We start from the raw sequence: 13,983 nt of genomic DNA on the forward strand, positions 1-13,983 counted from the left end.
AAAAAGAATAAGGCAACGGGCAAAGACGGGCGCAAGATGACCCTGCAAGGCATTCGACAGCTTCCGATCAAGGTGAAGATGCGCCACAAGAGCGATGTGCGCACCCAGTTTGCTGCTCTGTGCTGGCGCCTGAAGAACGACAAACCGCAGGTGCTGCTGATCACCTCGCGCGGGACCAAGCGTTGGATCATCCCCAAGGGCTGGCCGATGAGCGGCGTCACACCCAGCGAAGCGGCGATGACCGAGGCTTGGGAAGAAGCCGGCGTCAAGGGCAAACCGAGCGACCGCAACCTCGGACTGTTTTCCTATCTCAAGAAGATTCCGGGCCGGCCCGCGATGCCCGTGGTGGCCATGGTCTATCCGGTGCGGGTCTCGAAGCTGGTCGACGATTTCCCCGAAGCCGGGCAGCGCCGGCGCAAGTGGTTCACGCCGAAAAAGGCCGCGGCGATGGTGCGCGAGCCTGAACTGGCACAGATCCTCAAGCATTTCGACCCGCGGCTGTTGTAGCGACCCTTGCGACAGCGCAGCATCTTGCGCGCGGCGGAGGTGGCGTTATGTAATAGGATGCTTGCGTCGCAAGGACATCGAAGATGATCCAGTTTTCACTCAAATGCGCTGAGGGCCACCGGTTCGACAGCTGGTTCCAATCGGCAGAGGCGTTCGACACGCTGCAGGCTGCGGGCCATGTCGCCTGCGCCGTCTGCGGCTCGTCAAAGGTGGAAAAGGCAGTGATGGCCCCCAGGGTCCGTCCGGCACGCGGCCAGGCCGATGCCGTACCGGAGCGGCCTTTGTCGGCCCCGGCGAGCCCGGCGGAACAGGCGCTGGCGGCGCTTAAGGCGCATGTCGAGGCCAATTCGGAATATGTCGGAATGGCGTTCGCCCGAGAGGCGCGGGCCATGCATGACGGCGACGCACCCGAGCGCGCGATCTATGGCGAGGCCAAACCCGAAGAGGCCAAGCGGCTCATCGAGGATGGGGTGCCGGTGGCGCCCCTGCCCTTCCGGCCCGGACGGAAATCGAATTGACATCAGTAAGGTGCGTGCCGGCACGCACCTCGTGGCGGAGGAACAAATCCATGCATGTGGTGATCACCGGGGCAAATCGCGGCGTCGGAAAGGCGCTGGCGGACGGGTACCGTGGCCAGGGGGCCGAGGTGACGGCAACCGCCCGCGACGGCACGACCGGGGTGCGGCTCGACGTGACTGACCCGGATGCGCAGGCAGCACTGGGCCGGGAACTCGACAACCGGGCGGTTGACCTGCTGATCTGCAACGCGGGCGTCTATCTCGACAAGGGACAGGCGCTGGAATCGGGATACCCGGCGCAGATGTGGGCCGACACCTTCGCCGCCAACGTGACCGGCGTGTTCCTGACCATCCAGGCGATGCTACCGCGCCTGCGGCAGGCGCAGGCGGCGAAAATCGCGATCATTTCCAGCCAGATGGCGAGCCAGGAGCGTGCGCCCGGCGGCTCCTATATCTACCGCGCCTCGAAGGCGGCGGCGCTGAACCTCGGGCGGAACCTGGCAGTGGATCTCAAAGGCGACGGCGTCGCCGTGGGCATCTACCACCCCGGATGGGTGCGCACCGACATGGGCGGCGGCGCAGCGGATATCGGAGTCGAGGAGGCGCGTGACGGGTTGATGGCGCGGTTCAACGCGTTGAGCCTGGCAACGACAGGCGAATTTCTGACCTGGGATGGGCGGGTGCATCCGTTCTGAGCACCTGCCCGAGCGCAGTGAGCCCGAAGGGAGAGCAGCTCCGTGACCACCAGCTTGCTGCGACCAGGACACAAAGGCGGGCATTTTCTGCAGCGGTCGTTGGGTGAAACCGGGTTCAAGCGGCGCGGGTGCTGAGTAACCGGGTCAGGCCAGAACCGCCCCCCTGCAGCCCGCGTCGATGCTCGGTCTGTGTCGCGCAGGCGCCGCATGCCGACAGTCTTGCCGCGGCAAACATGCCACCTTGCCCTTGGCCCTCAACCGCAATAAACCGCGCGGTACCAATGCTGGCGGGAAAGAAATATGCCTGTTCTCGTGATGAAATTCGGTGGCACCTCGGTCGCCAATATCGACCGCATCCGCCGCGCTGCCAAGCGCGTCGGCGTCGAGGTGGCCAAGGGCTATGACGTGATCGTCATCGTCTCGGCAATGTCCGGCAAGACCAACGAACTGGTCGGCTGGGTCGACGAGGTCAGCCCGCTGTACGACGCCCGCGAATACGATGCCGTGGTGAGTTCTGGCGAGAATGTCACCGCCGGGCTTATGGCGCTGACGCTGCAGGAAATGGATGTTCCCGCGCGCAGCTGGCAGGGCTGGCAGGTGCCGGTGAAAACTTCCGACGCCCATTCCGCCGCGCGGATCGAGGAGATCCCGCCGGAAAACATCACAGCCAAATTCGCCGAGGGCATGAAAGTGGCGGTGATCGCGGGTTTCCAGGGCGTTAGTCACGAAAGCCGGATCACCACCCTGGGTCGCGGTGGCAGTGACACCACGGCGGTGGCCTTTGCCGCCGCCTTCGGCGCCGAGCGTTGCGATATCTACACCGATGTCGATGGGGTCTATACCACTGATCCGCGGGTCAGCGACAAGGCCCGCAAGCTCGACAAGATCAGTTTCGAGGAAATGCTGGAACTGGCTTCGCTGGGGGCGAAGGTCTTGCAGACCCGCTCGGTCGAACTGGCGATGCGGTATCATGTAAAGCTGCGGGTTCTGAGCAGTTTCGAAGAACAGAGCGACGAGGCCGGCACGCTCGTCTGTGATGAGGAGGAAGTCATGGAAAACCGTCCAGTTGCGGGCATTGCCTATAGCCGCGATGAAGCCAAGATGACGCTGGTGAGCGTGGCCGACCGGCCCGGCATCGCCGCCGCCATCTTCGGACCGCTGAGCGAGGCGGGGGTGAACGTGGACATGATCATTCAGAACATCGCTGAAGAGGGCCGCACCGACATGACCTTCTCCTGCCCGACTGATCAGGTCAAACGGGCCGAAAAGGCGCTGAACGCGGCCAAGGACAGCGGTGACATCAATTTCCACGATCTGATCGCCGACACCGATGTTGCCAAGGTGTCGGCCGTCGGGATCGGCATGCGCTCGCAATCGGGCGTGGCGGCGAAGATGTTCAAGACGCTGTCCGACGAGGGTATCAACATCAAGGTCATCGCCACATCGGAGATCAAGATTTCCGTACTGATCGACCGGAAATACATGGAATTGGCGGTCCAGGCGCTGCACGACGCGTTCGAATTGGAAAAGGCCGCCTGAGGGCGCCCTGGCTCGAGCGCGCGCCGCGTATTGGCTGCACGGCACGCGGTTCTGAAACATCGATCCCGAGCGATGTCGGCGTCGCATCGCAGACGCGATCGCCAACGTGTTTCCCCGCGGGGCAGCGGGAAACGCCCAACATTCGGGCCGAGAAAATCGGCAACCGGAGCTCAGGGTCTGCGTGAAAAAGAATCCCGTTCCTATCGTCATGCGGCTGTGGTCTAAATGAGGCATGATGGATGTGACGCACCCAAGGGGGACCGATCACGCATGACGGGCCGCGAGAATCATCAGACCGACAGCCGCAAGCTGCTGGGCCGTCTGCGCGGCGTTATGGCCGAGGACAGCGCCGGGCAGGCGAGGCTCGACAAGATCACCCGGCTGATCGCGGACGAGACGCATTGCGAGGTGTGCTCGGTCTATCTGTTTCGCGATCCCGAGACGCTGGAGCTGTGTGCCACCGAAGGTTTGAACCCGGAATCAGTGCACCAGACGCGGATGAGGATGGGCGAGGGCCTCGTCGGACGGGTGGCGCGCACCGGCAAGATCGTCAACACAGCCGATGCACCATCGGAAAAAGGCTTCCGCTACATGCCCGAGACCGGCGAGGAGATTTTCTCGTCCTTCCTCGGCGTTCCAATCCAGCGGCTGGGCGAGAAGCTGGGCGTGCTGGTGGTGCAGTCGAAAGCGGCGCGCAAGTTCTCGGAGGACGAGGTCGAGGCGGTGGAAGTGGTGGCCATGGTGCTGGCCGAGATGACCGAGCTGGGCGCCTTTGTCGGCGAAGAGGCGGGCCTTGGCGCACGTCACACCCAGCCCGTGCTGTTCCGCGGCGCCACCGGTCAAGAAGGCGCGGCTGAAGGTCATGTCTGGCTGCACGAGCCGCGGGTGGTGGTGACCAACCCGATTGCCGATGACCCGCACCGCGAGCTGGATCGCCTGCACGAGGCGGTGGACAAGCTTCGGGTCAGCGTCGACGAGATGCTGAACGGCGCCCAGGGTGGCGATTCCGAGCAGATGCAGGTTCTGGAAGCTTATCGCATGTTCGCCAATTCCAAGGGTTGGATGCGGCGGATGGAGGAAGACATCAGCCGCGGCCTGAGCGCCGAGGCGGCGGTGGAGAAGGAACAATCCACGGCGCGGGCGCGGATGGAGCAGGTAACCGATGCCTACCTGCGCGAGCGGCTGCACGATCTCGACGACCTCAGCAACCGGCTGCTGCGCATCCTGACCGGCCAGGGTGCCGAGACCGGGGCCGAGATGCCGGCCGATCCGGTGCTGATCGCACGCAGTATCGGACCGGCGGAACTGCTGGATTATGGTCGGTCACTGAAAGGGATCGTGCTCGAGGAAGGCTCGGTCGGCAGCCATGCCGCCATCGTCGCCCGGGCGTTGGCGATCCCGCTGGTGATCCATGCCGAGCGCGTCACCACCGAGGCGCTCAATGGCGATCACATCCTTGTGGACGGCGACCAGGGCGTCGTGCACCTGCGCCCCGATGACACCGTGGTCAGCGCCTTCCGTGACAAGATGGCGATGCACACCCAGGCGCTGGAGCGTTACGCGTCGATCCTCGACAAGCCGGCGACGAGCCTCGACGGTAAAACGGTCGGGCTGCATATGAATGCCGGGCTTATGGCCGATTTGCCCTCGCTCGACAGTTCAGGTGCCGAGGGTGTGGGGCTGTTCCGAACCGAATTGCAGTTCCTGGTGCGCAACAAGATGCCGACCCGTAGCGAGCTGTCGGCGCTCTACAGCCGGGTGCTGGATGCCGCGCATGGCAAGCGGGTGATTTTCCGCACGCTCGACATCGGGTCGGACAAGGTTCTACCCTATATGACGCCGCAGGACGAGCCCAACCCGGCGCTGGGCTGGCGGGCGATCCGCGTGGGGCTGGACAAGCCAGGGGTGCTCAGGATGCAGCTGCAAGCACTGCTCAGAGCCGCGAACGGGCGTGGCCTGAGCATCATGTTCCCCTTCGTGGCCCAGTTCGAGGAATACAAGGCCGCCGTGCGGGAGCTCGGCAAGGCCCTGGACCGCGAGCGGGTGCTGGGTCATCCGGTGCCGCTCGACGTGCAGGTCGGAGCGATGCTTGAGACCCCGAGTCTCGCCTTCGCACCCGACAAGTTCTTTGCCGAGGTCGGATTTCTGTCGATCGGGGGCAACGACCTCAAGCAGTTCTTCTTTGCCGCCGACCGCGAGAACGAGAGGGTGCGAAGACGTTACGACACGCTCAACTGCAGCTTCCTGAGCTTCATCGAACGAATCGTCGACCGCTGCCGTGAACACGAAACGCCGCTGAGCTTTTGCGGCGAGGACGCAGGCAGACCGGTGGAAGCTGCGTGTTTCGCCGCCATCGGGCTGGAGAACCTGAGCATGCGACCGGCTTCGATCGGGCCGGTGAAAAGCATGATCCGTCAGCTTGACCTCGGCGAGCTGCGCGAAGTGATCCGCGCCTCCGGGCGGCGCGGCGAGCAGTCGGTACGCCAGGCGGTGATGCGCCATCTCGAGGACAAGAAGATCGAGATGCCGGCGTGACAGGCGCGCACGTCCGCCCCCCCCCCCCGACGCCCCGCCCGCGCCGCTAGTGCAGCATCGAGCATAAAGGCCGCAGTTTCTTGAGCCGAGGCGGCGTGCCGCAAGACTTGGGTCACGGGTGTTTCTCGGAATCCCAATAATCACGACCTTCGCGGGATTTCTTGCCGCGGCGCACAGGCTTCCCACAGACGGGCGGCACAGCCTCCGGCAGCTGTCACCCGGCGCGTTTAACCGGTGGTGTTTTCACCCGCTGGCGCAGCGCCGCGACCAGGTCGGCCTGGTCGCGATCGGCATTGATGGCGAGACGGCGAAGGCCGAAATGGACATGCGCCATGTCCTGGTAGTAGCTGGTATAGGCGTAGTTTGTGGCCGCGCCCGCAACTGCGCCCAGGACCGGCACGGTCTGGGCCGCGAGTTTCTGGCCCAGCACCACCGCAAGGCGCGGCGCAACTCGGGAGATTAGCGCCTGGAGCGCGTTGCCGGTCACCAGCATACGGGTGGTGATGAACGCCAGGTCGGAGCCGTCGTCATGCTCGAGCGGTCCGGCGGCAGCGAAAACCTGGATCGAGTCGAATTGCACGCCCTCCTCGTCGGGGTCGAAGCCGTGTTCGGCGGCAATACCCTGGATTGCGCGGAGGAGCACGGTGGTGGTGACCGGCAGTTCGGCCAACGCCGTGGGCAAGCCCCCTGCTCCGCCAGCCGCCCCCATGGCGGTGGTGACGGCGGTGTTGAGCCAGCCCGGCTGGTCCGGCACCGCCCGGCGCGAGCCCTGGGCCGCCCGAAGCGCGGCGCGCAGGGCAGCCTCGGTCTGGGTGGCGAGCCCGGCGCGGATATTCTCAGGCAACTTGTCGAGCAGCGATTCCGTCTGGCCGCCGACCATGTTCAGGAGCTGGATGCCCACGCCCGACGCCCCGCGATACCGCTTGGCCAGCGCATCGAGTTCGGCCTCGATGTCGAGGCCGGCAGGCGTGTCGGGCAGGATTTCGATCGGGTGCATAGTCCATCCTCCTGAAGGAAAGATTGGCCCTGAAGCGAGAATTTTCAAGCGTCGCGGGTGACGGGGCCGGTGATCCCGTCCCAGGCGCCGGGGGTGAGTGCCAGGCCCAGCACCCGGTCGGGGTTGGTCGGTGGCGGCATCTCGAGCCCCTCGAGCCGGACAAAGCCGAAGCGGCCATAATAGGGCACATCGCCGACCAAGAGGACCCGTTGCCAGCCCGCGTCGCGTGCGATTTCGAGGCTTTGGCGGATCAGCCAGCCACCGACGCCTTCGCCTTGATGCGTCGGGTGCACCGCCACCGGGCCGAGCAGCAGCGCCCGGACCGCGCCGATACGGATCGGCCAGTACCGGATCGCCCCGGCCAGCGCGCCCTCGGGATCGCGGGCGAGCAGCGACAGGCCCATCACCGGCTCGATCCCGTCGCGCAGGCGATAGGAGCTAAGCGCGGTCCGCCCCGGTGCGAAGCAGAGATCGTAAAGCGCCTCCACTTCCCACCAGTCCTCGGCGCGTTCCGGCGCGAGCGCGAACCTGGCTTCCATATCTTGCCTCCGGACCCGTCCTTGGGGGTGGCATCGCCCCTAGCACGCGCGTAAAACCCGATCAAACCCATAAGGATGCGCGTAACATGTTCTATCGCCCCGAAGACGGCCACGGCCTGCCCCACAACCCGTTCAACGCCCTGATCGTGCCGCGGCCGATCGGCTGGATCTCGACGCGGGGGGCCGACGGGGTGGACAATCTGGCGCCCTATTCTTTTTTCAACGGCTGCGCCTACACGCCGCCGCAGGTGATGTTCGCCACCACCGGTATCAAGCCAGATCGCGACGGCACCAAGGACAGCCTGGCCAATATCCGCGAAACCGGGGTGTTCTGCGTCAACGTGGTGGCACAGGCGATGACGGACGCGATGAACGCCAGTTCAAGGACATTGCCGGCCGGCGAATCGGAGTTTGACGCGGCCGGCATCGCGCGGGCGGATTGCGAGACCATTCCCTGTGCCCGAGTGGCTGGCGCACCGGCCGCGCTGGAATGCCGGATGACGCAGATCGTGAAGATCGAGGGCGAAGCCAATTTTGTCTGTTTCGGCACCGTCGCCGGTATCCACATGCGCGACGACTGTCTGGTCGAGGGCATGTTCGACATCACCCGATTCGAGCCGATGGCGCGGTTGGGCTATCGCGACTATGCGGTGGTGCGCGAGGCCTTCACGCTGGCCCGGCCCGACGATTGAGGCCCGCCGGCGCGGCGGTTTTCGTCGAAAAATTTATCTAGGAGGCGGTTTTTCACGTCCTGTTCACCATTTCCGCAGAACACTGTGCGTCGTCGACGGGCGGAGAAGCGGACGGAGGGCAGGATGCGGCGCAGACACAGGGGGAAATGGGCCGACATTCCCGCGGGGCACGAAGACCCGCTGAGCTATGCCGTGCAGTCGCGCAACCGTTCGGTGGTGCGGATGGTCGACGATGCGGTGCGGCACCGCCAAGTGATGCTGGCCTTCCAGCCTATCGTGCAGGCCCGCCGCCCGGATTTTGCCGCGTTTTACGAGGGGCTTTTGCGGGTGCGGGACGACTCTGGCCGCATTATCCCCGCGGGCGAGTTCATCCGCGAGATAGAAGAAACCGAAACCGGCCGGATCATGGACTGCCTGGCGCTGGAACAGGGGTTACAGGTGCTCTACGAACAGCCCGCGCTGCGGTTGTCGATCAACATGTCGGCGCGCTCGATCGGTTATGACCGCTGGACCCGGACGCTCAAGCGCGGACTCAAACGCGATGCCACGGTAGCTGAGCGGCTCATTCTCGAGATCACCGAAGCCTCGGCGATGACGGTGCCCGAACTGGTAACGAATTTCATGGCGCCGCTGCAACGCAAGGGGATCAGCTTCGCCCTCGACGATTTCGGGGCCGGCTTCACTTCGTTCCGCTATCTGAGGGATTTCTTCTTCGACGTGGTCAAGATTGATGGCCAGTTCATCCGCGGCATCCACGCAGACCCGGACAACCAGGTGCTGACCCGGGCGCTGGTCAGTATCGCGCAGCAGTTCGACATGTTCACCGTCGCCGAATTCGTCGAAAGCGCCGAGGATGTCGCTTTCCTCACCGATATCGGGGTGGATTGCCTGCAGGGCTACTACTTCGGGGCCCCGACGGTGCACCCGACCTGGGAGCAGGAGATCGGCGAAACAGCGCGCGCCGGATAGGCCCCCCGTCGCGCGGCAAGCCGGGCAGCAAGATATCGCATGCCGTTGCATGCCAACAGTTGCCGCAGCGCAGAAAATCCGCTATGCAGGCGCCCGACGGGGCCCGCGCCGCAGTGCAATGCTGCCATGCGCCCGCCTGATGGGCCCGATCATAGGGAAGAGGATGTCTGCCATGACCAATGTCGTAATCGCCTCGGCTGCACGTACCGCCGTGGGGTCGTTTTCCGGCTCGTTTGCCACCACCCCCGCGCATGACCTTGGCGCCGCCGTGCTGGAGGCACTGGTCGACCGCGCCGGGATCGACAAGAGCGAGGTCAGCGAGACCATCCTCGGCCAGGTGCTGAGCGCCGGCCAAGGCCAGAACCCGGCCCGCCAGGCGCATGTCAACGCCGGCCTGCCGGTCGACAGCGCCGCCTGGGGCATCAACCAGGTTTGCGGCTCGGGCCTACGCGCCGTGGCGCTCGGGGCCCAGCACATCCAGCTCGGCGATGCCGACATCGTCGCTGCCGGCGGCCAGGAAAGCATGTCGCTGTCCCCACATGTCGCGCATCTGCGCGCCGGGACCAAGATGGGTGACATGACCTATATCGACTCGATGATCCGCGACGGGCTGTGGGACGCCTTCAACGGCTATCACATGGGCCAGACGGCCGAGAACGTCGCCGAGCAATGGCAGATCAGCCGCGAGATGCAGGACGCGTTCGCCGTGGCCAGCCAGAACAAGGCGGAAGCCGCTCAAAAGGCAGGGAAATTCGACGACGAGGTGATCCCCTTCACGGTCAAGACCCGCAAGGGCGAGATCGTGGTGGACAAGGACGAGTACATCCGTCACGGCGCCACGATCGAAGCGATGCAGACTCTGCGCCCGGCTTTCGCCAAGGACGGTAGCGTGACCGCAGCCAATGCCAGCGGAATCAACGACGGCGCGGCGGGTATGCTGCTGATGAGCGCGGAAAACGCCGAGAACCGCGGCATCGAGCCACTGGCCCGAATCGCATCCTATGCCACCGTTGGCCTGGACCCGAAGATCATGGGTGTGGGCCCGATCTATGCCAGCCGCAAGGCGCTGGAAAAGGCCGGCTGGTCGGTCGATGACCTCGATCTTGTCGAAGCCAACGAGGCTTTCGCGGCGCAGGCGCTGGCGGTGAACAAGGACATGGGCTGGGATCCGTCGATCGTGAACGTCAACGGTGGCGCAATTGCCATCGGCCACCCGATCGGCGCATCCGGCGCCCGCATCCTCAACACGCTGCTGTTCGAGATGAAGCGGCGCGACGCCAAGAAGGGCCTGGCGACGCTGTGCATCGGCGGCGGCATGGGCGTTGCCATGTGCCTCGAGCGGGACTGAGCGCATGCGCGGCGTGGCCTTTCTCGCACGGAAGGCCGGCGCCGCGCTCGTTGTTTTGCCAGCGCTGATCGCGGGTGCCGTGATGGCGCAGAACAGGCAGCCGATTTCCACGAGCCTGGCGGAATGTGCGGTGATCCATGAGGAACTGGTGAGTGTTGCGCGCCGCCGCGGAAAGCCAGAAGGCGAGGTCGAGAAACTGGTTGATGACGCTGTTCTGTTTCGTACGGCGGCATGGTCGGAGGCTCGGCGCGAAGGTCGACACGATCCGAAAGCTCACGTTGCCGCACAAGGCACTCGGCTTGGCGAGAAATGGCAGGGGCAGTTCGGCAATATTTTCCGCCTGCGGAAGAACAAGGACTGGATCGACTATTGCCATGCGCTTGGAAAGAGCCGGGGAGTTTTGAACCGCTGATCCGGCAAAAAAGCCGAAAATTCGCCGCGGCGCAGCATTTTCCTTACGCAATAATGTTGCGCAATTCAACCAAAATGCGTAACAGCATTATCAACACATCACGAGAATCTGGAGGATATCATGGGTAAAGTTGCACTGGTCACAGGGGGCTCGCGCGGCATCGGCGCGGCCATTTCGAAGGCACTGAAGGCCGAAGGGTACGACGTCGCCGCAACCTACGCCGGCAATGACGAGGCCGCGGCGAAGTTCACCGAAGAGACCGGCATCAAGACCTACAAATGGAATGTCGGCGACTATGACGAAAGTGCCGCCGGGATCGCCAAGGTCGAGGCCGATCTGGGACCGATCGACGTGGTGGTGGCGAATGCCGGCATTACGCGCGACGCGCCGTTCCACCGCATGACCAAGGAGCAGTGGCAGGAGGTGATCGACACCAACCTGACCGGCGTGTTCAACACCGTGCACCCGATCTGGCCCGGCATGCGCGAGCGCAAGTTCGGCCGGGTGATCGTGATCTCGTCGATCAACGGCCAGAAAGGCCAGTTCGCGCAGGTCAACTATGCCGCCACCAAAGCGGGCGATCTGGGCATCGTGAAATCGCTGGCTCAGGAAGGTGCGCGCGCCGGCATCACCGCCAACGCGATCTGCCCCGGCTACATCGCCACCGACATGGTGATGGCGGTGCCGGAAAAGGTGCGTGAATCGATCATCGCCCAAATCCCCGCCGGCCGCCTGGGCGAACCGGAAGAGATCGCGCGCTGCGTGGTGTTCCTGGCCTCGGACGATGCCGGCTTCATCAACGGCTCGACCATTTCGGCTAACGGCGCGCAGTTCTTCGTGTAGGCGCACCGCTCAAACAGTGCGGGGACCGCGCCTTGCGGCGCGGTCCCTGAAAGGCTCGGCGCTCTCGGCGAACCGTGCGCAGGTCTTGGTTTGATCAGCAGGTGGCACAGCCTGCGAGGGGCCGTGCCGCCAGGCGCGGCCTTTTTGCATGGTGCAGGAGGCCCACGAGCCAGACCAAGGCGGCACGGAAGGCGTCGGCGCGTTGCGCGTGGGCGCAGGCGTAGTGGCGGTGCATCTCGGTGGTGGTGGCCGTTTCCAGCATGGCAGACCTCTTTTGTTTAGTTTTTCCTATGCATTGAACCTAGTTTTCCTGTATTTAAGTTACAAACGAGAGTTTCTGGAGTTATAGTTAAGGATTCTTTAATCGTATGAGTGATCGCCTGCCGCCCCTCACCGCGCTGCGCGCCTTTGATGCCGCCGCACGCCATATGTCCTTTGCCCAGGCTGCGGCGGAACTGAACGTGACCCCTGCGGCCTTGTCGTTTCAGATCAAATCGCTCGAGGAACACCTGGGGGCACCGCTGTTCCGGCGGCTGACCCGCCGCGTCGAACTGACCGAGGCGGGGCGCGCGCTGGCTCCTGGCGCCAAGGACGGGTTCGAAACCCTGATGGCGGCATGGCGGTCGGCGCGGCGGGTGCTGGACAGCAATACCCTGACCGTGACCGCCGGCCCCGCTTTCACCGCAAAATGGCTGGCACCGCGGATCTACGAGTTTGCGCGTGCCCACCCCGATATCGACTTGCGCTTCGCCGCGAGCCTGCGGCGGATGGATTTCGACCAGGACGAGATCGACGTGGCCATCCGTTTTGGCTACGGGCCCGATCCGGGCGTTTACGCGGTTCCGCTGCGTCGCGAATGGGTGACCCCGGTGATGACGCCAGACCTAGCCGCGCGGTTCCCGACTCCGGATAGCCTGACGCAGGCGCCGCTGCTGTTCGACGATTCGATCGACTTCCTCGATCCGCCCTGCGACTGGCCAACCTGGTTTCGGGCCGTGGGCATAACCTTCACCCCGGAACACGGACCGCATTTCTCGCAGGCCGACCACGCCGTCGATGCCGCGGTGGCGGGCGCGGGCGTGGTACTGGGCCGCCGGGCGATGGTGATCAAGGAAATCGCCGATGGCAGGTTGGTAGCGCCCTATGGCGTGGCGCTGGAATCGAAGGCCCGGTTCCGGTTCCTGTGCCGTGAAGGCGCGGAACAGCAGCCACGCATTGCCGCGTTTCGCGACTGGATCCTTGCAGAGATTGAAAAAACCTCGTTTATCTCGGACGCCCTGACCATCATTCCTGTTGAGGATGTGCCCGCTCCATGACCCGGTCTACCGCCACAGCCACCGGATTTGTCGCTGTCCTGTTGTGGGCGTTGCTGGCGCTTTTGACAGTTGGCAGCGCGCCAACGCCGCCTTTGCTGCTGAACGCGATCTGCTTTGCCATCGGCGGCGCCATCGGGGTGGTCTGGACACTGGCGACGGGCGGATTTTCGCGGCTGCGCGGCGTCGGCTGGCGGGTCTATGCCTTCGGTACAGCGGGGCTATTCGGCTATCATGCGCTCTATTTCACGGCGCTCAGGTTGGCGCCCGCGGCCGAGGCGGGGCTGATCGCCTATCTCTGGCCCCTGCTGATCGTTCTGTTCTCGGGGCTGTTGCCGGGCGAGCGGCTAAAACCGGGGCACGTGATCGGCGGCCTGGTGGGGTTCTCCGGCGCGGCGCTGATCATCGGCGGTGGCGCGGGGTTCGGTTCCGGCGCGATGGCGGGTTACCTGGCGGCGCTGGCCTGTGCGCTCACGTGGTCAGGTTATTCGGTGCTGTCGCGCCGGCTCGGCCATGCGCCGACCGAGACCGTCGCGGTGTTTTGCCTTGCGACGGCCGTGTTGTCTGGGTTGCTGCATCTGGGACTGGAGGACACGGTCTGGCCCGCGGACACGCTGAGTTGGGCGTCGGCCATCGGCCTCGGGCTGGGGCCGGTGGGGCTGGCTTTCTATGTCTGGGATATCGGGGTCAAGCGCGGCGACATACAGCTGTTGGGCGTCGCCTCCTATGCGGCGCCGCTGCTGTCGACGCTGGTGCTGGTGATCGCCGGCGTCGCCGCGCCAAGCTGGACCTTGGCGCTGGCCGCACTTCTGATCACCGGCGGCGCGGGCCTGGCGGCACGCGCCAGTCTGAAAGATTAATCACTCGGCCGCTTCGAGGCGCGAGATTTCTTCCTTGAGTCGCAGTTTCTGCTTCTTCAGCTCCGCGATCTCGGCATCTGACGAGCCGGGCGCGCGCTGCATTTCTTCCACCTGCTCCGAGAGGGTTGCGTGTCTCTTCTTCAGTTCCTCGACATGCGAACTCAAGCTCATGGGCGTCCTCCTCTCAATGTAAATGCCATATGACAAATCCAGCAC

General features: G+C 64.6%; 16 protein-coding genes. 12 read left to right on the forward strand and 4 right to left on the reverse strand.

Going from position 1 to position 13,983, the window contains the following annotated elements; translation table 11 throughout:
- Positions 1-36 precede the first annotated feature (36 nt).
- The 5 genes from NO357_RS05765 (at position 37) to ptsP (ending at position 5,794) form a co-directional block, all read left to right on the forward strand.
- Positions 37-507 carry an NUDIX hydrolase gene (locus tag NO357_RS05765; RefSeq protein WP_306734653.1) on the forward strand — a complete coding sequence of 157 codons (471 nt, stop codon included), beginning with the start codon at positions 37-39 and terminating at the stop codon, positions 505-507.
- Between the two features lie 83 nt (positions 508-590).
- Positions 591-1,025 (forward strand): DUF1178 family protein, encoded by a 435-nt coding sequence (locus NO357_RS05770; RefSeq protein ID WP_306734654.1) that lies wholly within the window; start codon positions 591-593, stop codon positions 1,023-1,025.
- 50 nt (positions 1,026-1,075) lie between these two features.
- Positions 1,076-1,720 (forward strand): SDR family NAD(P)-dependent oxidoreductase, encoded by a 645-nt coding sequence (locus NO357_RS05775; protein WP_306734655.1) that lies wholly within the window; start codon positions 1,076-1,078, stop codon positions 1,718-1,720.
- A gap of 300 nt (positions 1,721-2,020) precedes the next feature.
- A complete protein-coding gene (locus NO357_RS05780) occupies positions 2,021-3,259 on the forward strand; it encodes an aspartate kinase (RefSeq protein ID WP_306734656.1) in 1,239 nt (412 codons plus the stop codon).
- A gap of 270 nt (positions 3,260-3,529) precedes the next feature.
- Positions 3,530-5,794, forward strand: coding sequence for a phosphoenolpyruvate--protein phosphotransferase (gene ptsP / locus NO357_RS05785; protein WP_306734657.1), 2,265 nt, complete (start codon positions 3,530-3,532; stop codon positions 5,792-5,794).
- A gap of 214 nt (positions 5,795-6,008) precedes the next feature.
- On the opposite strand, the gene NO357_RS05790 is transcribed toward ptsP, so the two are convergent.
- On the reverse strand, positions 6,009-6,791 hold the full coding sequence (locus NO357_RS05790; protein ID WP_306734658.1) for an EcsC family protein: 783 nt from the start codon (positions 6,789-6,791) through the stop codon (positions 6,009-6,011).
- A 44-nt stretch (positions 6,792-6,835) separates the two neighbouring features.
- Positions 6,836-7,330: a GNAT family N-acetyltransferase gene (locus NO357_RS05795; RefSeq protein ID WP_306734659.1), complete on the reverse strand. Its 495-nt coding sequence runs from the start codon at positions 7,328-7,330 to the stop codon at positions 6,836-6,838.
- A gap of 86 nt (positions 7,331-7,416) precedes the next feature.
- Here NO357_RS05795 and NO357_RS05800 point away from each other — a divergent pair, with 86 nt between their 5' ends.
- From NO357_RS05800 to phbB, 5 genes are all read left to right on the forward strand, one after another.
- On the forward strand, positions 7,417-8,022 hold the full coding sequence (locus NO357_RS05800) for a flavin reductase family protein (protein WP_306734660.1): 606 nt from the start codon (positions 7,417-7,419) through the stop codon (positions 8,020-8,022).
- 123 nt (positions 8,023-8,145) lie between these two features.
- The gene (locus tag NO357_RS05805; RefSeq protein ID WP_306734661.1) at positions 8,146-8,991 is read left to right on the forward strand and encodes an EAL domain-containing protein; all 846 of its coding nucleotides are present in this window, start codon (positions 8,146-8,148) and stop codon (positions 8,989-8,991) included.
- A gap of 172 nt (positions 8,992-9,163) precedes the next feature.
- Entirely contained in the window at positions 9,164-10,339 is a 1,176-nt protein-coding gene (locus NO357_RS05810) for an acetyl-CoA C-acetyltransferase (protein ID WP_306734662.1), read from the forward strand.
- A 4-nt stretch (positions 10,340-10,343) separates the two neighbouring features.
- Positions 10,344-10,751, forward strand: coding sequence for a hypothetical protein (locus NO357_RS05815; RefSeq protein ID WP_306734663.1), 408 nt, complete (start codon positions 10,344-10,346; stop codon positions 10,749-10,751).
- Between the two features lie 120 nt (positions 10,752-10,871).
- The gene (gene phbB / locus NO357_RS05820) at positions 10,872-11,594 is read left to right on the forward strand and encodes an acetoacetyl-CoA reductase (RefSeq protein ID WP_306734664.1); all 723 of its coding nucleotides are present in this window, start codon (positions 10,872-10,874) and stop codon (positions 11,592-11,594) included.
- Positions 11,595-11,688: 94 nt separating this feature from the next.
- On the opposite strand, the gene NO357_RS05825 is transcribed toward phbB, so the two are convergent.
- Positions 11,689-11,856, reverse strand: coding sequence for a hypothetical protein (locus NO357_RS05825; RefSeq protein WP_306734665.1), 168 nt, complete (start codon positions 11,854-11,856; stop codon positions 11,689-11,691).
- 106 nt (positions 11,857-11,962) lie between these two features.
- On the opposite strand from NO357_RS05825, the gene NO357_RS05830 reads away from it, so the two are divergent.
- A complete protein-coding gene (locus tag NO357_RS05830; RefSeq protein WP_306734666.1) occupies positions 11,963-12,910 on the forward strand; it encodes a transcriptional regulator GcvA in 948 nt (315 codons plus the stop codon).
- Positions 12,907-13,767 carry an aromatic amino acid exporter YddG gene (gene yddG, locus NO357_RS05835; protein ID WP_306734667.1) on the forward strand — a complete coding sequence of 287 codons (861 nt, stop codon included), beginning with the start codon at positions 12,907-12,909 and terminating at the stop codon, positions 13,765-13,767. Before NO357_RS05830 ends, yddG begins: the two co-directional genes overlap by 4 nt.
- Here the strand turns inward: yddG and NO357_RS05840 are convergent, their stop codons facing one another.
- On the reverse strand, positions 13,768-13,938 hold the full coding sequence (locus NO357_RS05840) for a YdcH family protein (protein WP_306734668.1): 171 nt from the start codon (positions 13,936-13,938) through the stop codon (positions 13,768-13,770).
- Positions 13,939-13,983: the final 45 nt, after the last annotated feature.

The sequence above is a fragment of the Marimonas arenosa genome (assembly GCF_030848945.1).
In the GTDB taxonomy this organism is placed as follows: domain Bacteria; phylum Pseudomonadota; class Alphaproteobacteria; order Rhodobacterales; family Rhodobacteraceae; genus Marimonas; species Marimonas arenosa.